This window comes from Burkholderia sp. MSMB1498, from assembly GCF_001526245.1.
Classification (GTDB): domain Bacteria; phylum Pseudomonadota; class Gammaproteobacteria; order Burkholderiales; family Burkholderiaceae; genus Burkholderia; species Burkholderia savannae.
The window spans coordinates 22804-44301 of record NZ_LOYJ01000120.1 but is presented as its reverse complement, the minus strand read 5'-3'; the positions used below and the strand labels follow the sequence as shown (position 1 = coordinate 44301).

General features: G+C 68.3%; 22 protein-coding genes, 1 tRNA gene and 1 pseudogene. 13 read left to right on the top strand and 11 right to left on the bottom strand.

The genetic code is table 11. The annotated features are described in order from the left end of the window. Positions 1 to 28: 28 nt before the first annotated feature. A complete protein-coding gene (locus WS91_RS28160) occupies positions 29 to 1222 on the top strand; it encodes a pyridoxal phosphate-dependent aminotransferase (protein WP_059671455.1) in 1194 nt (397 codons plus the stop codon). 486 nt (positions 1223 to 1708) lie between these two features. Here the strand turns inward: WS91_RS28160 and WS91_RS28155 are convergent, their stop codons facing one another. Next, on the bottom strand, positions 1709 to 2812 hold the full coding sequence (locus WS91_RS28155; protein ID WP_059580356.1) for a lytic transglycosylase domain-containing protein: 1104 nt from the start codon (positions 2810 to 2812) through the stop codon (positions 1709 to 1711). Between the two features lie 409 nt (positions 2813 to 3221). Continuing rightward, complete coding sequence (locus WS91_RS36485; RefSeq protein WP_156432537.1) at positions 3222 to 3422, bottom strand: hypothetical protein; 201 nt, start codon at positions 3420 to 3422, stop codon at positions 3222 to 3224. On the opposite strand from WS91_RS36485, the gene WS91_RS28150 reads away from it, so the two are divergent. Then, positions 3394 to 4953, top strand: coding sequence for a UbiD family decarboxylase (locus WS91_RS28150; protein WP_038745759.1), 1560 nt, complete (start codon positions 3394 to 3396; stop codon positions 4951 to 4953). The genes WS91_RS36485 and WS91_RS28150 overlap by 29 nt on opposite strands. A 37-nt stretch (positions 4954 to 4990) precedes the next feature. Continuing rightward, positions 4991 to 5671, top strand: a complete 681-nt coding sequence (locus WS91_RS28145) for a LysE family translocator (protein WP_186448569.1) — start codon at positions 4991 to 4993, stop codon at positions 5669 to 5671. Positions 5672 to 6064: 393 nt separating this feature from the next. On the opposite strand, the gene WS91_RS28140 is transcribed toward WS91_RS28145, so the two are convergent. Together WS91_RS28140 and WS91_RS28135 are read right to left on the bottom strand one after the other, a co-directional pair. After that, positions 6065 to 7048, bottom strand: a complete 984-nt coding sequence (locus tag WS91_RS28140; RefSeq protein WP_038745761.1) for a threo-3-hydroxy-L-aspartate ammonia-lyase — start codon at positions 7046 to 7048, stop codon at positions 6065 to 6067. Positions 7049 to 7215: 167 nt separating this feature from the next. Beyond that, positions 7216 to 7512 carry a hypothetical protein gene (locus WS91_RS28135; protein WP_059580363.1) on the bottom strand — a complete coding sequence of 99 codons (297 nt, stop codon included), beginning with the start codon at positions 7510 to 7512 and terminating at the stop codon, positions 7216 to 7218. Positions 7513 to 7934: 422 nt separating this feature from the next. Here WS91_RS28135 and WS91_RS28130 point away from each other — a divergent pair, with 422 nt between their 5' ends. Together WS91_RS28130 and WS91_RS28125 are read left to right on the top strand one after the other, a co-directional pair. After that, positions 7935 to 8954 (top strand): Rossmann-like and DUF2520 domain-containing protein, encoded by a 1020-nt coding sequence (locus tag WS91_RS28130; protein WP_059671454.1) that lies wholly within the window; start codon positions 7935 to 7937, stop codon positions 8952 to 8954. A gap of 82 nt (positions 8955 to 9036) precedes the next feature. Beyond that, positions 9037 to 9600: a YggT family protein gene (locus WS91_RS28125; protein ID WP_059580349.1), complete on the top strand. Its 564-nt coding sequence runs from the start codon at positions 9037 to 9039 to the stop codon at positions 9598 to 9600. A 4-nt stretch (positions 9601 to 9604) separates the two neighbouring features. Here WS91_RS28125 and WS91_RS28120 read toward each other — a convergent pair whose 3' ends face one another. Both WS91_RS28120 and crcB read right to left on the bottom strand, forming a co-directional pair. After that, positions 9605 to 9964 carry a DUF190 domain-containing protein gene (locus WS91_RS28120; protein ID WP_038745767.1) on the bottom strand — a complete coding sequence of 120 codons (360 nt, stop codon included), beginning with the start codon at positions 9962 to 9964 and terminating at the stop codon, positions 9605 to 9607. Between the two features lie 21 nt (positions 9965 to 9985). Then, positions 9986 to 10372 (bottom strand): fluoride efflux transporter CrcB, encoded by a 387-nt coding sequence (gene crcB / locus WS91_RS28115; RefSeq protein ID WP_059645001.1) that lies wholly within the window; start codon positions 10370 to 10372, stop codon positions 9986 to 9988. A 608-nt stretch (positions 10373 to 10980) separates the two neighbouring features. Between crcB and WS91_RS28110 the strand changes: the two genes are divergently transcribed. Next, complete coding sequence (locus WS91_RS28110) at positions 10981 to 12201, top strand: S53 family peptidase (RefSeq protein ID WP_038745769.1); 1221 nt, start codon at positions 10981 to 10983, stop codon at positions 12199 to 12201. A gap of 30 nt (positions 12202 to 12231) precedes the next feature. Here the strand turns inward: WS91_RS28110 and WS91_RS28105 are convergent. Further along, a pseudogene (locus tag WS91_RS28105) lies at positions 12232 to 13374 on the bottom strand (SIR2 family NAD-dependent protein deacylase). Here WS91_RS28105 and WS91_RS38050 point away from each other — a divergent pair. From WS91_RS38050 to trmB, 3 genes are all read left to right on the top strand, one after another. After that, positions 13316 to 14014: an alcohol dehydrogenase catalytic domain-containing protein gene (locus WS91_RS38050; RefSeq protein ID WP_442854983.1), complete on the top strand. Its 699-nt coding sequence runs from the start codon at positions 13316 to 13318 to the stop codon at positions 14012 to 14014. The pseudogene WS91_RS28105 and the gene WS91_RS38050 sit on opposite strands and share 59 nt — an antisense overlap. Then, positions 13972 to 14046, top strand: a tRNA-Gly gene (locus WS91_RS28095). The genes WS91_RS38050 and WS91_RS28095 overlap by 43 nt, the downstream gene beginning before the upstream one ends. A 158-nt stretch (positions 14047 to 14204) precedes the next feature. Beyond that, a complete protein-coding gene (gene trmB / locus WS91_RS28090) occupies positions 14205 to 14999 on the top strand; it encodes a tRNA (guanosine(46)-N7)-methyltransferase TrmB (RefSeq protein WP_059671452.1) in 795 nt (264 codons plus the stop codon). A 178-nt stretch (positions 15000 to 15177) separates the two neighbouring features. On the opposite strand, the gene WS91_RS28085 is transcribed toward trmB, so the two are convergent. From WS91_RS28085 to WS91_RS28075, 3 genes are all read right to left on the bottom strand, one after another. Further along, positions 15178 to 16008: an undecaprenyl-diphosphate phosphatase gene (locus WS91_RS28085; RefSeq protein ID WP_059583626.1), complete on the bottom strand. Its 831-nt coding sequence runs from the start codon at positions 16006 to 16008 to the stop codon at positions 15178 to 15180. 76 nt (positions 16009 to 16084) lie between these two features. After that, positions 16085 to 16666 carry a DUF1439 domain-containing protein gene (locus tag WS91_RS28080; protein ID WP_059583624.1) on the bottom strand — a complete coding sequence of 194 codons (582 nt, stop codon included), beginning with the start codon at positions 16664 to 16666 and terminating at the stop codon, positions 16085 to 16087. Beyond that, positions 16663 to 16992, bottom strand: a complete 330-nt coding sequence (locus WS91_RS28075) for a YkgJ family cysteine cluster protein (protein ID WP_038745838.1) — start codon at positions 16990 to 16992, stop codon at positions 16663 to 16665. Before WS91_RS28075 ends, WS91_RS28080 begins: the two co-directional genes overlap by 4 nt. A gap of 172 nt (positions 16993 to 17164) precedes the next feature. On the opposite strand from WS91_RS28075, the gene hemN reads away from it, so the two are divergent. From hemN to WS91_RS28055, 4 genes are all read left to right on the top strand, one after another. Beyond that, the gene (gene hemN / locus WS91_RS28070; RefSeq protein ID WP_038745776.1) at positions 17165 to 18559 is read left to right on the top strand and encodes an oxygen-independent coproporphyrinogen III oxidase; all 1395 of its coding nucleotides are present in this window, start codon (positions 17165 to 17167) and stop codon (positions 18557 to 18559) included. Positions 18560 to 18627: 68 nt separating this feature from the next. Continuing rightward, on the top strand, positions 18628 to 18885 hold the full coding sequence (locus WS91_RS28065; RefSeq protein WP_038745780.1) for a hypothetical protein: 258 nt from the start codon (positions 18628 to 18630) through the stop codon (positions 18883 to 18885). Between the two features lie 107 nt (positions 18886 to 18992). Next, on the top strand, positions 18993 to 19646 hold the full coding sequence (locus WS91_RS28060; RefSeq protein WP_038745782.1) for a protein-L-isoaspartate O-methyltransferase family protein: 654 nt from the start codon (positions 18993 to 18995) through the stop codon (positions 19644 to 19646). Positions 19647 to 19660: 14 nt separating this feature from the next. Next, positions 19661 to 19984, top strand: a complete 324-nt coding sequence (locus WS91_RS28055; protein WP_038745784.1) for a rhodanese-like domain-containing protein — start codon at positions 19661 to 19663, stop codon at positions 19982 to 19984. 69 nt (positions 19985 to 20053) lie between these two features. On the opposite strand, the gene WS91_RS28050 is transcribed toward WS91_RS28055, so the two are convergent. After that, positions 20054 to 21382, bottom strand: a complete 1329-nt coding sequence (locus WS91_RS28050; RefSeq protein ID WP_059671451.1) for an aspartate aminotransferase family protein — start codon at positions 21380 to 21382, stop codon at positions 20054 to 20056. Positions 21383 to 21498 lie beyond the last annotated feature (116 nt).

Genomic DNA, 21498 nt, shown 5'->3' with positions numbered 1-21498 from the left:
GCTCTTTCCGCACCGCTTTGATTCGACGATGAATACCGCTGCCGATTCGCTCCTGAGGCTTGCGTCGCGCGTCGACGCGATCGAGCCGTTCTACGTGATGGAAATCGTCAAGGAGGCCGCCGTTCTCGAGCGCGCCGGCCGCGACATCATTCACATGAGCATCGGCGAACCGGATTTCACCGCGCCGGAGCCCGTCGTCGAGGCGGCCGCCGCGGCGCTGCGCCGCGGCGTCACGCAATACACGAGTGCGCTCGGCATCGCGCCGCTGCGCGAGGCGATCGCCGCGCACTACGCGCGTGCGTACGGCCTGTCGATCGAGCCGGAACGGATCGTGGTGACGGCAGGCGCGTCGGCCGCGCTGCTGCTCGCGTGCCTCGCGCTCGTCGGGCGCGACGACGAAGTACTGATGCCCGATCCGTCTTACCCGTGCAATCGCCACTTCGTGGCGACGGCTGAAGGCCGCGCGGTGCTCGTGCCGAGCGGCCCCGAAGCCCGCTTCCAGCTGACCGCGAACGACGTGAAGACGCGCTGGGGCGAGCGCACGCGCGGCGTGCTGCTCGCGTCGCCGTCGAACCCGACGGGCACGTCGCTCGATCCGGCCGAGCTCGGCCGGATCGTCGACGCGGTGCGCGCACGCGGCGGCTTCACGATCGTCGACGAGATCTACCAGGGCCTGAGCTACGACGGCGCGCCCGTCTCCGCGCTGTCGTTCGGCGACGACGTCGTCACCGTCAACAGTTTCTCGAAATATTTCAACATGACGGGCTGGCGGCTCGGCTGGCTCGTCGTGCCGCCCGCGCTCGTCGGCGCGTTCGAAAAGCTCGCGCAGAATCTGTTCATTTGCCCGTCGGCGCTCGCGCAGCACGCGGCGCTCGCGTGCTTCGAACCGGACACGCTCGACATCTACGAGGCGCGCCGCGCCGAATTCCAGCGCCGCCGCGACTTCATCGTGCCGGCGATCGAATCGCTCGGCTTCAAGGTGCCCGTGATGCCGGACGGCGCGTTCTACGTCTACGCGCAATGCGGCGGCGTCGCGCACCCTGCGGCGGGAAACAGCGCCGCGCTCGTGAACGCGATGCTGCATGACGCGGGCGTGGTGCTCGTGCCGGGAATGGATTTCGGTGTCCATGCGCCGCGCGACTATATCCGGCTGTCCTATGCGACCGCGTACTCACGGCTCGAGGAGGCCGTCGAGCGTCTCGGCACGCTCTTCGGACGATAGAACGGGCGACGGCTGTGCGCTAACGCGCAACCTCATGCGCAAGCCCGCCGCGCGCGTAGCGAGTCGATCGCGCCCGTCGTGCGCGGCAGGTCGCACGCTATTTATAGCGTGGCGCCCGCCTCTTTCGCTTTCGCGCTTCTTTATTTGTCGGTTTTCGCATCTGTCGTCGCGGCGTACGCTTCGGCCCGACTGTTCGACGCTTCGGAAGCCCGAAGCTTGAAAGTCGAAGACTTCGGACTCCGGCGCAATTCGCACGGCCGGCCACAGTCGCAACAAATCGCAACAATTCAGCGTCACTGCGCCACCACCGCGTCGCCTTCGGTTAGTTGCATTCATGACGCACCACCGTCGCCGCCCGCAAAGGCAAAAAGGCCGAGCCCCGCTCAACACAGGACCCGGCCTTTTCGATGATTCCCGATCTTCCACCCACTCGCGCTCGCGGCCGAAGCAACCTGCCGCTGCGGCGAATCCGCCGTTCGCGCGTCGTCAGGTGCCGAGCTCCGAAGCGGCGGCATCGTGCTTCGCCGCCGTGTCGACGCTCGCGTCGTCCTGCTGCGGCGCCTTCGGCGCGGTGGCTGACTTGATCGTCAGCGGGTGCGCGCCGTCGAGCGTCGTGCGCACGCGCTTTTGCGTCGCACCCGACGTCGACACGGTCGTGACCGTCACCGCGCCCTGCGCCGGCTGCTGCGACGCGTAGATCGACACCTTGCGGCCGCGCGCGACGTCGCGCAGCCGGTCGCGCTCGCCGACCACCTTCGCGCCGTAGCCGCCGTCGTCGGGCGTCGTCGCGCCGACGTACAGACGCAGCCCGCCCGCGAGCGAGCCGCCACGCGCGATGCAGTCCTTCAGCACGAGCGCGCCGACCTGGATGTTGACGAGCGGCTGCAGCGCGGCATCGGTGCCGCCGAAATACTCGAACTTGTCCGAATGCACCTTCGACATCACCTGCATCAGGCCCTGGGCCCCGACGCCGCTTTCCGCATAAGGATTGAAGCCGGATTCGATCGCCATCACGGCGAGGATCAGCAGCGGGTCGAGCCCGACGTCGCGCCCCGTCTCGAACGCCGCCTTGACGAGCTGGCCGACGGGCTCCTGCGCGACACGATAGCGGCGCGCGAGGTACGTGGCGACGAGCGCCTGTTCGCGGTTCGACGCGAGCGCGCGGTCGTCGCGCGCGTCGGCGGCGACTCGCTGCATCGGGATGAGCTTCGCGAGCGACACGGGCGACGGGCCGTTGCGCGCGGCGTCGAGGGTCGCGGCGGCGTCGACGGGCGAGGCCGTCGACGAGGGCGTTGCGTCCGCGCTGATCGATTCGCTTTCTTCGGCGTTCGCCGGGCCGAAAGCAGGCACCGGATGACCGGTGAGAAGCCGCGCCGGACCGGCCTGCACGGCCGCCGACACGAACGGCATGACTTTCGCTGCGAGCGTGCCGCGCACGTTGGGCAGCAGCCACAGCGCAAGCCCGATCGCTACCGCACAACAACCGACCACGCTGAATAGATGGTGACTGACACGCGTCCCGCGACGCAGCGCTGCGCGCAACAGCTGCGCATGCCGCTCACTGGGACGCCACGATAACCAAGCATTCATTCAGATCCTCCATGGACATGATTCATGCGGCTCGCTCGGCGCTCGAGACGAGACATGACGCGCTGCCGCGGAATCAAGACACCGAGCGTCTTGGTCGGACCGCATCGGTATCGGAGAAACGGTATAAGTACCGTTCGGAGCCACGTCGAAACAAGGCCTGCACTTGCGGCAAGCGGACGCGCGAGGCTCCTACGCAAAAAACCAGCGTCGACTGGGCGCTGGCTAGGACAACAAACAGACCGTCAGAAGGCCGTGCAGGTATCGGCGGACGGCGACGCGTTGCGTCTATAGGACCGGGGATTGAAGGTTCAACACTGGGGCCTGCAACCAATGTGAGCGGATTCTAGCAGGGTTTTATAGATCGTCAACACTATAGAAATACGATTTCATAACAAAAAGTAATGATTTGTTACGGGTCGGAATCGGGAGCCTCGTGCCGTCTGGCGTTCAGATCCGCCGCCATTTTTTGCGTTTTCATCGCTTGGCCGTCCGGCCGGGTAAAATCGGCGCTCGTTTCCGGGCGGACGCCGTGCCCGCCCCCCACCGCCGCCCGCCTGCCGCGCGCGGCCCGGACATCCTTCATGAAATACAAAGACTTACGCGATTTCATCCACAGCCTCGAACAGCGCGGCGAGTTACGGCGCGTCGCGCAACCCGTGTCGCCCGTGCTCGAAATGACCGAGCTCTGCGACCGCGTGCTGCGCGCGGGCGGCCCCGCGCTCCTGTTCGACGCGCCGACGGGCTACCGGTTTCCGGTGCTCGGCAACCTGTTCGGCACGCCACGGCGCGTCGCGCTCGGCATGGGCGTCGACGCCGACGACGAAGCGGCGCTCGCGTCGCTGCGCGACATCGGCCGGCTGCTGTCCGCGCTCAAGGAGCCCGATCCGCCGAAGAGCCTGAAGGACGCGGGCAAGCTGCTGTCGCTCGCGAAGGCCGTGTGGGACATGGGCCCGAAGACGGTGTCCGCGCCGCCGTGCCAGGAAATCGTCTGGGAAGGCGCCGACGTCGACCTGCACAAGCTGCCGATCCAGACCTGCTGGCCGGGCGATGCCGGCCCGCTTCTCACGTGGGGCCTCACGGTCACGCGCGGGCCGAACAAGACGCGCCAGAATCTCGGCATCTACCGGCAGCAGCTGATCGGACGCAACAAACTGATCATGCGCTGGCTCGCGCATCGCGGCGGCGCGCTCGACTTCCGCGAATTCGCGCTCAAGCATCCCGGCCAGCCGTATCCGGTCGCCGTCGTGCTCGGCGCCGATCCGGCGACGACGCTCGGCGCCGTCACGCCCGTACCCGACACGTTGTCCGAATACCAGTTCGCCGGGCTCCTGCGCGGCGCGCGCACCGAGCTCGCGAAATGCCTGACGCCCGGCGTCGACACGCTGCAGGTGCCCGCGCGCGCCGAGATCGTGCTCGAAGGCTTCATCCATCCGCAGCAGGGCTCGCCCGCGGCGGCGCCCGAAGGCGCGCCGCCGCGCCCGGCCGCGGGCGCCGCGGCCGCCTACGAGCACGCGCTCGAAGGCCCGTACGGCGACCACACCGGCTACTACAACGAGCGGGAATGGTTTCCGGTCTTCACGGTCGAGCGGATCACGATGCGCCGCGACGCGATCTACCACTCGACCTACACCGGCAAGCCGCCCGACGAGCCGGCCGTGCTCGGCGTCGCGCTGAACGAGGTGTTCGTGCCGCTGTTGCAGAAGCAATTCGCCGAGATCACCGACTTCTATCTGCCGCCCGAAGGCTGCAGCTACCGAATGGCGATCGTCCAGATGAAGAAGAGCTACGCGGGCCACGCGAAGCGCGTGATGTTCGGCGTCTGGAGCTTCCTGCGGCAGTTCATGTATACGAAATTCATCGTCGTCGTCGACGAGGACGTGAACGTGCGCGACTGGAAGGAAGTGATCTGGGCGATCACGACGCGCGTCGATCCGGCGCGCGACACCGTGCTCGTCGAGAACACGCCGATCGACTATCTCGATTTCGCGTCGCCCGTCGCGGGCCTCGGCTCGAAGATGGGACTCGACGCGACCAACAAGTGGCCGGGCGAAACGCAGCGCGAATGGGGCCGGCCGATCGAGATGGACGCCGCCGTGAAGGCGCGCGTCGATCGCCTGTGGACCGAAATCGGCCTGTCGTGAGCCGGCGCGCCTCCAATCTTCGATAACGACACACCCCATGATGAGCTTCGCGCCCACGTCGATGTTGTCCGACGGCTTTTTCCTGTCGCTTTCCCTTTGCCTCGACATCGGCATCGCGAACGTCGCGATGTTGTCGCTCACGCTGTCGCACGGATTCAAGCAGGGCTTCTGGCTCGGCATCGGCTCGTGCATCGGCGATCTCGTCTATGCGGCGCTCGCGCTCGCCGGGATGGCCGTGCTGCTGCAGTTCGAGGCAGTGCGCTGGGCCGTATGGCTCGGCGGCGGCGCGGTGCTGCTCGTCCTCACATGGAAGATGGCGCGCGAGGCGCTCCTTCCCGCGCCGGCGCCCGCCACCGGCGGCAACGACACGCCCGCCGCGCCCGTTCAAGCGAGCACCTGGCGCCATTTCGCGCGCGGCATGTTGCTCGCGATGTCGTCGCCGTCGGCGATCCTGTGGTTCGCGGCGGTCGGCGGCGCGCTGATCGCGAAGGCCGGCGCGACGACGCCCTCGACGGCATCCATATTCCTGTCGGGCTTCTTCCTCGGCGGGCTCGCTTGGACGCTCTTTCTCTGCACGCTCGCGAGCCAGGGCCGCAAGCGCGCGGGCGCGGGACTGATGCGCGCGTGCCACGTCGTGTCCGCGCTGCTCTTCGCGTATTTCTCGTACAGCGTGATCGTCGGCGGCTATCGCGACCTGATCCTGAACGCGGCGGCTTGACACCCGCCTCGCCAGCCTCGCCAGCCTCGCCCGCGAGGCGGCGCACGGCGATCCGCGCGCCCCTTTCGCGCGCCCCTTCCACGCGCGTCGGCCTCTCGCGCCGAGCCGCCACCGACACCGACACGGCCACCGCGATCAAGAAACAAGCCGCTTCGCGGCCGTCCGCTCGGCGTCCATCGGAGGCATCCGTGCCGAGCGGCATCGCATCGCCGACCGAATCGACCCGCCGCGCAGGATGTCGCTCGCACACGCACGCCCGCCGACGAGCACGACACCGCACCGCACCGCACCGCCGGTCGATCATCACGCCCGCCAGCATCGCATGCACGCCCGTCGCGTGCGCGCGAACGTTTCAGGCAACGGGCGGCGCACCGCCGCCGCCCATCCCCCCGCTCACCCGCGCAGGAACTCGCCGTAGCGCGCCAGATCGACGTTGCCGCCGCTCACGATCACGCCGATGCGCTTGCCCGCGACGGGCAGCACGCCGTCGAGCACCGCGGCCGCGCCGAGGCAGCCCGTCGGCTCGACGACCACCTTCATCCGCTGCGCGAAGAATCGCATCGTGTCGATCAATTGCGCGTCGCTGACCGTGACGACCTGCTTGACGAGCCTCTGGATGATCGGAAAGTTGTACGCGCCGACGTGCGTCGACGCCGCGCCGTCCGCGATCGTCCGCGGCGCGGGGATGTGCACGACCTCGCCGCGCGCGAGCGACTGCTGCGCGTCGTTGCCCGCTTCCGGCTCGACGCCGATCACCGCGCAGCCGGCCGCGAGCGCGGCGGCCGACAGCGCGCTGCCCGCGAGCAGCCCGCCGCCGCCGAGCGGCGCGACGAGCAGGTCGAGCTCGCCGACTTCGTCGATCAGTTCCTTCGCGGCCGTCCCCTGCCCCGCGATCACGTGCGGATGGTCGTACGGCGGCACGAGCGTCATCCCGCGCTCCTGCGCGAGCCGCGCGCCGATCTCCTCGCGGTTTTCGGTGTAGCGATCGTAGGTGATGACTTCGCCGCCGTAGCCTTTCGTCGCCGCGACCTTCGCGGCGGGCGCGTCGTGCGGCATCACGATCGTCGCGCGGATGCCCGCGAGGCGCGCGGCGAGCGCGATCGCCTGCGCGTGGTTGCCGGACGAATACGTGAGCACGCCCGCGCGGCGCTGCTCGGCGTCGAAGTGCGAGATCGCGTTGTACGCGCCGCGGAACTTGAACGCGCCCATCCGCTGGAAGTTCTCGCACTTGAAGAAGATCGTCGCGCCGGTGTGCGCGTCGGCGGTGCTCGACGTGAGGACGGGCGTGCGATGCGCGACGCCGGCAAGCCTGGCGGCTGCGTCGGTCACGTCGGCGAAGGTCGGGAGAACGAGATCGGAGGCGGATTGAACAGGCATGGCGGCGAGAGCGAAAAACGCATCGTTGGACGAGGGAACAATCATTGTCCCAGCTTCGCTCGACTCGCGCAGCAGCCCGAAAGGAAAACGGCGCGGCACGAACCTTCGCCGTGCCGCGCCGTGGCATCAGGCGCGCCGCCGGCCGGGCGGCGCGTCGACGTCAGTGATCAGCGACGCCAGTACGGACGGCCGTAGTAGCCGTGATGACGCCAGTACGGGCGGCCGTAGCCGTAGTAGCCGCCGCCGACCACGACGGCGGGCGGCCCGTAGTACACGGGCGCCGGCGCGTAGACGACGGGCGGCGGGGGCGGCGCGTAATAAACGGGCGGCGGCGCGGCATAGACCGGGTAAGCCGGCGCGATCGGCACCCCGATGCCGACACCGATCGACACGTGCGCCTGCGCGGCGGCCGCAGCCCCGAGGCCCAGTGCTGCGACGGCGATCAACGGAATGAGCTTTTTCACTTTGGTTCTCCTGGCGGCGGGCTTCGGTGCCCGCCACATCAACAGCGACGGCATGCTTGCCGCATGAGACGAATGTAGCGAAATCCGGGATCGCGAGCCACGCCCATTTGTTGCAAATTGCAATTGCACAAAGCCTCGCGGCGCGGCGATGCGCGAAATCGGACGCCGCCGCGCGGGTGCGATCCGGCGGCAATTCGGCGGATGGCGGGAAGTCGCCGAACGCGCCGCTCGGCGGGCCCCGCCGCCCGTCCGGCGAACGGTAATGAACGATTACAAATTAGAGACAGCTTGTGGACGGCGCGAGACGGACGACCCCGCCCCTCGTTCCGCCCCCTAAAGCGAGCCGCCTTGGGGCCAGAGCGAACGCCGTCGTGACCGAATACGCGATACTGACGGTTTGCCGCAGATTACGGATCGCCGCCATGTCCTTGTCCGCCACGCCCCGCATCGGCTTCATCGGCGCGGGCCGCCTTGCCCGCTGCGTCGCCCGCCGCTTCGCGCGCGCCGGGTACGCCGTCACCGCGATCGCGAGCCGTTCGAACGCGTCGGCCGCGGCGCTCGCCGCGCAGATCGACGCCGATCTCGCCGTGCGCGTCGCCGCCGCTGCCGCCGCAGCCGCACCCGCCGGCCACGACGGCCATCGCGCAAGCGCGACGCCCGGCGCGCGCTGCGCGGCGGTCGATTCGCCGCAGGCTGTCGTCGACGCCGCCGACCTCGTCTTCATCACCGCGCCCGACGACGCGCTCGGCCGAATCGCCGCCGAGCTGCGCTTCTCGCCGGCGCGCGCGGGCGCTCAGGCGCTCGTCCACTGCAGCGGCGCGTCGAGCGTCGAGCTACTCGCGCCCGCACGCGCGCAGGGCGCGGCGACGGGAGGCTTCCATCCGCTCTATCTGTTCGGCGGCGGCGACGCCGATCTCGCGCGGATCGACGGCTGCTCGGTGACGATCGAGGCCGACGGCGCGCTGAAGGACGCGCTCGTCGCGCTCGCGGCCGCGCTCGGCTGCCATCCGCTGTCGATCCCGGCGGGCGGCCGGATGCTCTATCACGCGGCCGCCAACTACGCGGCGAGCTTCGCGCTTTGCAATCTCGCCGAATGCGTCGAGCTGTGGCGCTCGCTCGGCTTCGCCGAGGGCGACGCGCTGCGCGCACTGCTGCCGATGCTCGCCGGCACGATCGAAACGGCGCGCGACAAGGGGCTCGCGAACGCGCTCGCGGGGCCCGTGTCGCGCGGCGACGTCGGTATCGTGGAGCGGCAGCTCGCGCTCCTCGAATCGCTCGGCGGCGACCACGCGACGCTCTATGCCCTCAACACCCGTCGCGCGGTCGCGCTCGCGCGCAAGCGCGCGTCGCCGCCCCCGTCGCTCGACGCGCTCGAGCAAGCCGTCGACGCATCGCTCGCACGTTCGCTCGACCTCGCACGCCCCGCCCGCGGCGAGCCGTGATAAGGTGACGCCCGATGCGCGCCGCCCACGGGCGGCGACGGCACGCTACCCGACTGGCCTGGATAACGAAAAGGATTCAAAGATGTTCGGCGAGATCGCCCGCTTTCTGCTCAATACCGTCTTCACGCTGTTCGGCGCCGCGCTGATCCTGCGCGTCTGGCTGCAGGCCGTGCGCGTGCCGCCGTACAACCCCGTCACGCAGGCCGTGCTGCAGGCCACGAACTGGATCGTGCTGCCGCTGCGGCATATCGTCCCGGGCGTGCGCGGCGTCGACTGGGCGAGCATCGCCGCAGCCGTCGTCACGTCGCTCGTCTACGTCGCGCTGATGGTGACGATGGCGGGCGTCGACGCGCTGTCGATCATCCCGACGATCCTCATCGTCGCGCTGCTGACCGTCGTGAAGTGGGCGCTCAATCTCGTGCTGTGGCTGACGATCCTGATGGCGCTGCTGTCGTGGCTGAATCCGCGCTCGCCCGCGATGGCGATCCTGTATCAGCTGACGGCGCCGTTCCTGAACCCGCTGCGCCGGCTGATCCCGCATCTCGGCGGCATCGACCTGTCGCCGATCCTGCTGTTCGTGATCGTCCAGGTGCTGATCATGGTCGTCACGCGCGCGGCGGTGTCGCTCACGCTGTTCGGAATCTGACGCGCTATCCCTTCGGCGAATCAGCGGCGGCCGGCGCGCCGTCGCCGAGATTGTCGATCACGCCGAAGCGCGCGGGAATCGTCGCGTAGCACACGCGCACCTTCTCGCGCGACACGCGCTCGACGAGCCGCTGCGCCTCTTCGGCCGTGACGATGAATTCGATCTCGATCGCAAGCGAGCCCTGCAGCTCGAAGAAGCGGTCCTCGTGCAGCACCCGGTGCTGGCCGAACCCGGCCATCGCGCGAAACGCGGAGCCGCCCCCGATGCCCATCCGGTTCGCCTCCTCGAGCAGCCATTCCCAGAGCGGCTTCCAGTGCAGCCGGTGATTCTCGTGTACGTAAAAACGCAGGAAGATCGCGTCCATAGCCGCCTCCGCCGGCGCCGGTCAGGCCGGCGCGAGCCACGCCCGCGCGGTCCACATGCCGAGCCCCGTCAATGTGAACGAACCTATCAAGTGTAGGGCAGCCACGGCGAGCGCCCAGCCGAACTCGCCCTGAGCCGCGTGCGTCATCACTTCGACCGAGTACGTCGAGAACGTCGTGAGCCCGCCCATGAAGCCCGTGATCACGAAGAGCCGCCATTCGGGCGGCAGCCCCGCCCGCGTCGTGAACGCGACGACCGCGAGGCCGACCAGATAACCGCCGATCAGGTTAGATGCGAGCGTGCCGAGCGGCACGTCGGGGAAGATCGCGTTGAGACCGAGGCTCAGGAACCAGCGCAGCAGCGCGCCGAGCCCGGCGCCGACGAAGATCGCGACGATCGAATAGAACAAGGCCGTACCTCATGATTGACGGGGAAGATCCGCGCGCGGCCCGTGCGGCCCATGCGGCAAGGGCCGCGCATCCCGCGCCGCCTCGGCGGCGCGTGACGCCGGACGCGCCCGCATCGGTCGCGCACGCTCAACTTTATGCGGATTGCGGGATGTCCGGCAATCGGCCGACGCGCGCGATATCGGCCGCCCCCCCCGAATGCGCCCGCGGTTTCGCTCGCCGGCCGCATCGGCGGCACCGCTTCGACCGTTCGTCATCGTCATGAAAAAATCCCGAATAAAACTTCCGTTCGTTCTATTTTCGAAGCGTCAAATAAAACGCAATCGAAAAACCAATAAATCAACCATTCGGATTATCAAGAAACTCTCCCCTGGGTTATTCCGGATATCGCACGGCCCGTTCCAACGCATTCCCCGCCGCTTGACGATCGCCCGCCACCGCCAATCTCCCGAGCCGTCCGATCGATTCGAAAAGAACAACGATCCCCATCCTCTGAATATCGAAATGGGCTCGGGGAATTCCCTCAATTCTCTCATTCCTATACAAAAAAAATTTTCCGCCCCGTAGAATTCAAACAGACCACTCCATTTATTGATATGGAGAATTCAACATGAAAAACAAACCCTTGCTGTCCGTCCTGATGGCGGCCGCATGCATTCAGGCATTCGCGACGTCGGCCGCGCTCGCGCAAGGCGACGGCCATTCGCCCTCGTACGTCGAAGGCACCCGCGTGCCGAAAGGCTACGCGCGACCGCCGTTCCACACGAATCCGACGCGCTTCTCGACCACCGGCGTCGCAGGCCTCGCGCCCGCCGCCGTGCGGCACGCATACGGCTTCGATTCGATCGCGAATCAGGGCGACGGCATGGTGGTCGCGATCGTCGACGCCTACGACGATCCGAGGATCGAATCCGATCTCGGCGTGTTCAGCAAGAACTTCTCGCTGCCGCCGTGCACGACGCTGAACGGCTGCTTCAAGAAGATCTACGCGAGCGGCGGCAAGCCGCGCGCCGACGCAGGCTGGTCGCTCGAAATGTCGCTCGACGTCGAATGGGTGCACGCGATCGCGCCGAAAGCGAAAATCGTGCTCGTCGAGGCGGCGTCGAACAGCCTCAACGACCTGATGACCGCGGTCGACGCCGCGGTCGGCGCCGGCGCATCCGTCGTCTCGATGAGCTTCGGCGGCAGCGAGTTCAGCGGGGAGACGGGCTTCGACGGCCACTTCAGCTCGCCGCAGCGCGTCACGTTCGTCGCATCGTCCGGCGACAGCGGCAACGGCACCGAATATCCGGCCGTGTCGCCGTACGTCGTCGCGGTCGGCGGCACGACGCTGTCCGCCGACGCGTCCGGCAACTACATCGGCGAAACCGCGTGGAGCGGCAGCGGCGGCGGCGTCGGCACGTACGAGCCGGAGCCGTCCGGACAGGCGCTGTGGCCGATTCCGTACGCGGGCAGCCGCGGCGTGCCCGACGTCGCCTACAACGCGAATCCGAGCTCGGGCTTCGCGGTGTACGACTCGGTGACCTACCAAGGGCAGTCGGGATGGTTCGTCGTCGGCGGCACGAGCGCGGGCGCGCCCCAATGGGCGGCGCTCTTCGCGATCGCGAACTCGATGCGCGCCGCCGCCGGCAAAGCGAAGCTCGCCGGCTCGTACAACCTGCTCTACACGGCCGGCAAGTCCGCGTACGGCAGCGACTATCACGACGTGACGTCGGGCTCCAATGGCACCTGCGGGATGGTTTGCACCGCGAGCGGCGGCTACGACTACGTGACGGGATTGGGCTCGCCGCGCGCGCTCGACCTGGTTCAAGGGCTCGTCGCGCAACCGTGACGGGCGCGCGGCGGCGCGGGCGGCCGCTCGTCAGTCTCGCCGCCACGCGGCATCGAGCGCGCGCAGCGTCTCGAGCGCGCCGCCCGGCAGTCCGATCACGTCGGCTCGCCGCGCATGCGCTTCGCGAAGATTGATTCGGATCACGTCGTCGCCGATTCGCTCGCTGAAGAAGCGCACCGTCGGCACCGCCGTCCCGGCCCCGACTTCGACCACCACCACGCGCCCCGCGCGCGCGAGCCAGTCGCGCAACGCATCGTGCTGCGCGTCGTAGCGCGCGCCGAGCCATTCGGCATCGTCGAACATCAGGATGTTCGGCCGCGCGATTCCGCCGCAATGCGCACACGTGGGGACATCGCCGACGAGACTGCACGCGGGCTCGTCGACGACGGGCACGAACGACGCGGCGCTCCAGGTGTGCGCCGAGCACGGGCGCAGACACTGCATCGCATGGATCGAGCCGTGGATCTCGACGATCCGCTCGGCATCGAAGCCCGCTTTCTGAAAGTGGCCGTCGACGTTGCTCGTGAACACGAATGCGCCGTTGCGCATTGCCCCGGCCCAGCGCCGCAGGATGCCGAATCCCTCATGCGGGACGACCGCGCGATACATCGCGAGCCGATGGCCGTAGAAGCCCCATGCGAGGCGCGGCCGCTCGCGAAACGCGCGCGGCGACGCGATCTCGTGAAACGCATAGCCGACATGGCCGAGCGCCGGATAGGCGCGCCACAGTCCTTCCGCGCCGCGAAAATCCGGCAGCCCGGAATCGATGCCGATGCCGGCGCCCGCCGCGACGAGCAGCGCGTCGGCGCCGGACAGCGCGCGTACGGCCGCGTCGACGCGCTCGGGGGCGATGCGCGCCGCGGCGTCGGATGCGTCGGGCGATGTGCCAAAGGATGCGCGGCGTGAGTCGGACATGGCTCGGAATCGTCGATCGAAGTCGGCACGATCATACGCCCGCGCGGCGCGCGCTCAGAAGCGTTTTCGACACCGAGCGATCATGGCGCGCGCGCTGTCGGCCGACGCGCGGCCGCCGGCTCGGTCGCTCCGCGATCCCCTTCACTTCGCCGCCGCACTCGCGCGCTGCAGCGCCGGCGCGCCTCGCAGCAGCTCGACGATGAAGGCTGAAGGCCATCGACGTCGACGTTCCCCGCCGGGGCCGCTCGACGTGCGCATCGAGCAAACGGTGATTGGCGCGAACTTCGTCGACACCGACTTTCGCAGCGGCCCGTACCCGGTCGCGTCGCTGCCCGCGGTGCTCGGCTTCGAAGGCGCGGGCGTCGTCGAGGCGGCGGGCGGCGAGGTCACGCGCCTGCGGCCGGGCTCGCTTGCGCACGCGAACGATCCGGAGTTGTACGCGCGCGGCGCGAGCGATCTGCTCGATGCGCTCGTCGACGGAATGGTCGCGCCGATCGGCGCGCGCTATGCGCTGACCGATGCGGCGCGCGCATGCGGAGCTCGAGACGGGGAAGACAATGGGAAGCGTGATGTTGACCGTGTGACGCGGACGATGACGACGCGCGACGCTCGCGCGCGTCGTGCGTCGCGCGTCGTGCGTCGTGCGGGCTCGCGAATATCCGTTCCATGCGCGCTGCCCGCTCGTCCGACGATGCCGGCGACGCGTACAACAACGCATCAGGATGCCCGTCGAGCGGCAGCAGCAGCAGCGGGCAGCGGCGTATGCATCGAACGGAGGCCAGGCACCGGCTTCCGTCGTCGGCAAACCGGGCCCATTGCCATCCCCGCTTCAAACCCTGTAGAATCACGCGTTCTGCGGGCGTCGTATAATGGCCATTACCTCAGCTTCCCAAGCTGATGACGTGGGTTCGATTCCCATCGCCCGCTCCACTTTCCCGGCCGTGGATGCCATCCGCCGCCGAAGCACGCGAAGCCGCCTCGTCGAAGGCGGCTTTTTCGTATTTCGTACGCAGTATCGGGCGGCCCGTCGAACGCGACGCCGTCGCGCGCCGCGGCGCCACGCCCGCCACTCGCCTTTCATTGTCACGATGACTCACGACGACCCGAACGCCCCCGGCGTGCCGCACGACGACGCCAACGACGCAGCCTCCGCACCGGCCATCGACGCCGCGCCGGCAGCCGGCAACGCCGACGACGAATCGAATCCGCTCCATCTCCGCCGCATCCGCAGCTTCGTCACGCGCGCCGGCCGCGTGTCGACGGGCCAGCGCCGCGCGCTCGACGAGCTCGGTCCGCGCTTCGTCGTCCCGTACGGCAGCGCGCAGCCGGACTGGGACGCGATCTTCGGCCGCCGCGCGCCGCGCGTGCTCGAGATCGGCTTCGGGATGGGCGCGTCGACGGCCGAGATCGCCGCGCTTCGCCCGGGCGACGACTTCATCGGCGTCGAGGTGCACGAGCCCGGCGTCGGCGCGCTGCTGAAGTTGATCGGCGAGCAGCAATTGACGAACATCCGGATCATTCAGCACGACGCGGTCGAAGTGCTCGAGCACATGATCGCGCCCGGCAGCCTCGACGGCGCGCACATCTTCTTCCCGGACCCATGGCACAAGGCGCGCCACCACAAGCGCCGGCTGATCCAGCCGCCGTTCGTCGCGCAGCTCGCGGCGCGGCTCAAGCCGGGCGCGTACCTGCACTGCGCGACCGACTGGCAGAACTACGCGGAGCAGATGCTCGAGGTGCTCGGCGCCGAGCCGACGCTCGAGAACACCGCGCAAGACTATGCGCCCCGCCCCGACTATCGTCCGGTGACGAAGTTCGAGCGCCGCGGGCTGCGGCTCGGGCACGGCGTGTGGGATCTGGTGTTCCGGAAGCGCGCGGGCTGACGCGCGACGCCGCGCGGCTCGCGCGCGGCGCAGACCGGGGAAAGAGAATCCGGTCGATTGAACGTCCAATGCGGTCGCCGCGCGTCGCGGCGACCGCACGGCACGGCGGCGATGGCGGCTCGCTCGCCGCCGCCGTCAAACTCGTCGACTACCCGGGCGAAAATTCAGAACCGCGGCCTCAGCTCCACTCGATCCAGCCGCTATAGCCGACGAGCAGCACGAACAGCCCGAATGCGATCCGGTACCACGCGAATGCGGTGAAATCGTGCGACGCGACGTAGCGCAGCAGCCAGCGCACGCACGCGAACGCGCTGACGAACGCGGCGACGAGGCCGATCGAAAAGAGGCCGATCGAATCGACGCTGAACGCGCGCCAATCCTTCGCGGTTTCGTACAGCGTCGCGCCGAAAATCACCGGGATCGCGAGAAAGAACGAGAATTCGGTCGCGACGCGCCGCTCGAGCCCGAACAGCATCCCGCCGATGATCGTCGAGCCGGACCGCGACATCCCCGGAATCAGCGCGAAGCATTGTGCTAGGCCGACCTTCAGCGCGTCGAGCGGCGTCAGCTCGTCGATCGACTGCACGCGCGCCGGCGCGCCTCGCTCGCGCTGCCGGGCTTCGACCCACAGGATCGCCGCGCCGCCGACGACGAGCGCGACCGCAACGGGCACGGGCGCGAACAGCACCGATTTGATCGTTTTCTCGAACAGGAGCGCGAGCGCGATCGCCGGCAGCGTCGCGATCACGACGTTCATCGTGAACCGCCTGGCTTCGCGCTGCGCCGGCAGGCCGGTCACGACGTCGACGATCCGGCGGCGGTATTCCCAGCATACCGCGAGAATCGCGCCGAACTGGATCACGACGTCGAAGGTCTTCGCCTGCTCGGGATGAAAGCGCAGAAAGCTGCCTGCGACGATCAAATGGCCGGTGCTCGACACCGGCAGGAATTCGGTCAGTCCCTCGACGATGCCAAGCGCCAGCGCTTTGCAAATCAGTATCCAGTCCATCCGTGGCCCGTTTCCAAAGTGAATCAACCGAGGCCACGGAACCGCCGCGGCCGATCCGGCCGCGCGCGGCGCGACGTCACTTCTCGACGATCGCCACGCGTATGCCGTTTGTAAGAATTGTGATTGTACCGGGTTCGTAATTCACGCCGGCAAATTGCAATTGTTCCGGCTTGAACGTGTAGATCGGATAGTTGGTCAGCAATTGGGTCGCGAGCAGGCCAGCCGCCGCGCTGATCTGCTGCGTATAGAGTTGCGCGTCGCCGTCGACGCTCACGCTGTCGACGGCGGGCGCCTTCAGCACGACCGAGCGGCTTGGCGCGTCGTACGCGAGCTGGCCCGACACGGTGAACTTGCCGTTGACGGGCTCGCGCAGGAACGGGCTCCCGAAGCGCGCGTCGAGCCGCACCGCGACGCGGTTCCGGTCGGGCAGCAGCCCGACGACCGGATTCGCGAGCGCGACGTCGATCACCTGCGCGACCGTCTTCTGATACGGGAACTTGCGGGCGACCGCGCGCTGCACGTCGCCTTGCGAGAACGTGTAGTGATCGGGAATGAACGGGAACGTCGACGCGCACGCGGCAAGCGACACGGTGACGCCCGCCGCCGCGCACGCGGCGATCAGGAAGCGGCGCCGGTCGGGCGCGCTCGTCTGGGTCATGCGGAATCTCCTGCTGAGGCAAGCGGCGCGGCCGGCCGCGTATCGGCTTCGAGGCGGGCGAGCCATGCGAGCGCGTCGGCGCGCGACGCGCCGCACATCTCGTCGCTCGGCTTGAGGCCCGAGCAGCACGCGGGCCGCTCCGGCCGGCCGAAGATCGCGCAGCGCTCGCCGTCGGCGAGTTGCGCGCAGCGCACGCCGGCCGGCTTGCCGCTCGGCATGCCGGGAATCGGGCTCGAGATCGACGGCGCGATGCAGCACGCGCCGCAGCCTTCGCGGCACGCGTGCGCGGGCGCCTTCCCCGACATCACGGCAACTTCGCCAATCATCACATCAAACATCCCATAACAAGCCGCAACCGCCGCAAAATGCGAGATCGCGGGCCCGCGTCGAACGAAAGCCGTATTGTGCCATCCGCCGCTGCGACGTTATTACACAATTCAATGAAAGCGCCAATTTATATACTGACCGGCGTCACAGAGCACGATTCGAGCTTCCAGCATGACGCCGCCGATCCCGTCCGAAGCGCTGTTTCGACCCGACTTGCTCGCCAAATACACGGCGAACGGCCCTCGTTATACGTCCTACCCCACCGCGTTGCAGTTCCGCGAAGATTTCGATCCCGCCGACTACATCCGCGCGGCGGCCGATCCGGGCGCATCGGCAAGCGATCTGTCGCTCTATTTCCACATCCCGTTCTGCGCGGCCGCGTGCTTCTACTGCGGCTGCAACAAGATCGCGACCCGCAACCGCAAGCGCGCGCGGCCCTATCTCGATCAGCTGACGCACGAGATCGCGCTGCAGGCGGCGCTCTTCGACCCCGAGCGGACCGTCACGCAACTCCATTGGGGCGGCGGCACGCCGACCTTCCTGTCGAACGCCGAGACGGCCGAGCTGATGGCGGCAACCCGCGAATACTTCACGCTCGCGTCGGACCGCACGGGCGAATTCTCGATCGAGATCGACCCGCGCACCGCGTCGCCCGCGACGATCGTTCATCTGCGCACGATCGGCTTCAACCGCGTGAGCCTCGGCGTGCAGGACTTCGATCCCGACGTGCAGCGCGCGATCAACCGCGTGCAGCCGCTCAAGATGACGTCGGACCTCGTTCGCGCGGCGCGCGCGACGGGCTACCACTCGGTCAGCGTCGATCTCATCTACGGGCTGCCGCACCAGACGGTGTCGAGCTTCGCGCGCACGCTCGACACGATCGTCGAGCTCGAGCCAGACCGGCTCTCCGTGTTCGGCTACGCGCACATGCCGCATCTGTTCAAGATGCAGCGGCAGATCGACGCCGCCGCGCTGCCGCCGCCCGCGACGCGGATCGCGCTCCTCGGCCTCGCGATCGAGCGGCTCACTCGCGCGGGCTACGCGTACATCGGCATGGACCATTTCGCGCGGCCGGGCGACGAGCTCGTCCGCGCGCAGCGCAACGGCACGCTGCAGCGCAATTTCCAGGGCTACAGCACGCGCGCGGACGCCGATCTGGTCGGCATCGGCGCGTCGTCGATCGGCAAGGTCGGCGACGTCTACGCGCAGAACGCGAAGCATCTGCCGCGCTACGGCGCGGCCCTCGCCGACCAGCGCCTGCCGATCGCGCGCGGCGTGAGGCTGTCCGCGAACGACCGGCTGCGGCGCGACGTGATCTCGCACCTGATGTGCAACCTCGTGCTGCCGTTCTCGCATTTCGAGGCGGCGTACGGCGTGCGCTTCGCGAACAAATTCTCGCGCGAGCTCGACACGCTGCGCGGCTTCGAGCGCGACGGCCTGCTGTCGATCGGCGGCGATCGTCTGACGATTCATCCGGCGGGACGCCTCTACGTGCGCAACATCGCGATGGTGTTCGACGCATACCTGTCGGGCGCGTCCGAAAACCGTTATTCGAAGACGGTCTGAGCGCGGCGCGCGCTCGGCCCGCGTTGTTGATAAAGTGACGGTTTCATCGCACTCCGTTTTGACGCACGATGCGCACCACGCAAGCGACCCGCGCGGTCGAACGCCTGAAAGCCCGCGCCGGCAACCCGCAGTATTCGGCGGTCGGCATGCCGGGCGGCCTCTTCTACCTCGTCGACCGGGCAAGCGGCGCCGCCGAGAAGCTCTGCGCGCCGCTGCCGCTCGAGGATTTCGTCGCGTTCGTCGACGGCCTCGGCCCGAAGAAGCCGCGCAAGGCGAGCAAGCTCGACGTCGCCTTCGAGCAGCAGATCAAGAACAGCAAGCGCTAGCCGGTTTCGGGCTGCAGGCGTTCTGAAGGCAAGACATCAACCCCGTTTGGTACAATTCGAAAGTTCTTCGTCCCCTCGCTGACGGCCGTCCAGGCCCGCATGACACCATGAATATCGAAAAAGCGCGTTTCAACATGATCGAACAGCAGATCCGCCCTTGGGACGTACTGGATCACGACGTCTTGAGCTTGCTGTCGGTCGTCAAGCGTGAAAACTTCGTGCCGGCCGCGTACCGCGAGCTGGCGTTCACCGACATCGAGCTGCCGTTGCCGAACGGCCAGAAGATGCTGTTCCCGCGCGTCGAGGCCCGCATCCTGCAGGAGCTCGCGGTGAAGAAGCACGAGAACGTGCTCGAGATCGGCGCGGGCTCCGGCTACATGGCGGCGCTCCTCGGCGCGCGCGGCCAGCGCGTGACGACGGTCGAGATCGATCCGGAGCTCGCGCAGTTCGCCGAGGAAAACTTGAAGAAGAACGGCGTGACGAACGTCGAAGTCGCGCTCGGCGACGGCTCGCGCGGCTGGCCCGCGAAAGCGCCGTACGACGTGATCTGCGTGTCGGGCGGCCTGCCCGTCGTCCCGCAGGAGCTGCTCGAGCAACTGAAGGTGGGCGGCCGCCTCGCCGCGTTCGTCGGCGGCCGGCCGGTGATGGAGGCGCAGATCATCACGCGCATCGACGAGAAGCAATACCGCGTCGCCGATGTGTTCGAGACCTACGTCGAGCACCTCGTCAACGCGATCGAGCCGTCGCGCTTCAAGTTCTGAGGCAGCGCGTGCCGATGCAGATCCTGACCGCTTCCGCCCTCGCCGAATGGCTGCGCGACCCGGCGCGCCCGGCGCCTGTCGTGCTCGACGTGCGCGAGCCGTGGGAGATCGCGACCGCGAAGATCGACGGCAGCGTATCGATCCCGATGCAGCAGATCCCCGCGCGCAGCGAGGAGCTCGACGACGAGGCGGAGATCGTCTGCATGTGCCATCACGGCATGCGCAGCGCGCAAGTCGCGATGTTCCTCGAATCGCGCGGCTTCACGAAGCTCTACAACCTGCAAGGCGGGATCGACGCGTGGTCGCGCGACGTCGATCCGTCGGTGCCGCGCTACTGAGCGCGCATCGCGGCGGCGCGCGCGATGCGCGCCGCTTCGCCCGAGCGTCCCGCCCGCTTCCCGTCCCGCCTACTCCGTTTCCTTCAGCGCTTGCGCGACGATCGAGAACAGCTCGACGATCTGCGCCTCCTCCACGATGAGCGGCGGCGAGAACGCCAGGATATCGCCCGTGTAGCGGATCATCGCGCCCTTCTGGAAGCATTTGACGAAGACTTCGTACGCGCGCGCGCCCGGCTTGCCGTCGCGCGGCTTCAGCTCGACGCCGCCGACCAGGCCGAGATTGCGCACGTCGATCACGTGGCGCGCGTCCTTCAGCTGGTGGATCTCGCGCTCGAAGGTCGGCGCGATCTGCGCGGCGCGCGTGAGCAGCCCGTCGCGCTCGTAGAGATCGATCGTCGCGACGGCCGCCGCGGCCGCGAGCGGGTGCCCCGAATACGTGTAGCCGTGGAACAGCTCGATGCCGGCGGGCGCGCCGTTCACGATCACGTCGTGAATCGCGCCGCTCGCGGCCACCGCGCCCATCGGCACGGCCGCGTTGTTCGTGCCCTTCGCCATCGTCAGCAGATCGGGCGTCACACCGAAGAACTGCGATGCGAACGGCGCGCCGAGCCGCCCCCAGCCGGTGATCACTTCGTCGAAGATCAGCAGGATGCCGTGCTTGTCGCACAATTCGCGCAGCCGCTCGAGATAGCCCTGCGGCGGAATCAGCACGCCCGTCGAGCCCGCGACCAGCTCGACGATCACGGCGGCGATCGTCGACGCGTCGTGCAGCGCGACGAGCCGCTCCAGTTCGTCCGCGAGATGCGCGCCCCACGCGGGCTGCCCCTTCGAGAACGCGGCCTCCTTCAGGTTCAGCGTGTGCGGCAGATGATCGACGGACGGCAGCAACGCCCCGGAGTACGCCTTGCGGTTCGGCGCGATGCCGCCCACCGAGATGCCGCCGAAGCCGACGCCGTGATAGCCGCGCTCGCGTCCGATGAAGCGCGTGCGCTCGCCTTCGCCGCGCGCGCGGTGATACGCGAGCGCGATCTTCAGCGCGGTGTCGACCGCCTCCGAGCCCGAATTCGTGAAGAAGATGTGCTTCAGGTCGCCCGGCGTGTGGCGCGCGATCTTCGTCGCCGCTTCGAACGCCTTCGGGTGTCCCATCTGGAACGTCGGCGCGAAATCCATCTCCTCGGCCTGCGCCTTCACCGCGGCGACGATCTCGTCGCGCCCGTGCCCCGCGTTCACGCACCAGAGGCCCGCGGTGCCGTCGAGAATCCGGCGGCCGTCGTGCGACGTGTAGTACATCCCCTTCGCCGCGACGAGCAGGCGCGGCGCTTCCTTGAATTGCCGGTTCGCGGTGAACGGCATCCAGAACGCGGATAGGTCGGGGGTCTTCGAAACGTGTTCGGCCATGGAGGCTCCTCGGAGATCGATCGAACGATGCCTGGAATACGTCTTGATGCGCGCTGACGGGCGCGGCGCCCGAGCGCCGCACCGCGGGGAATTCGCATTGAGAGTGTAAGCACGCG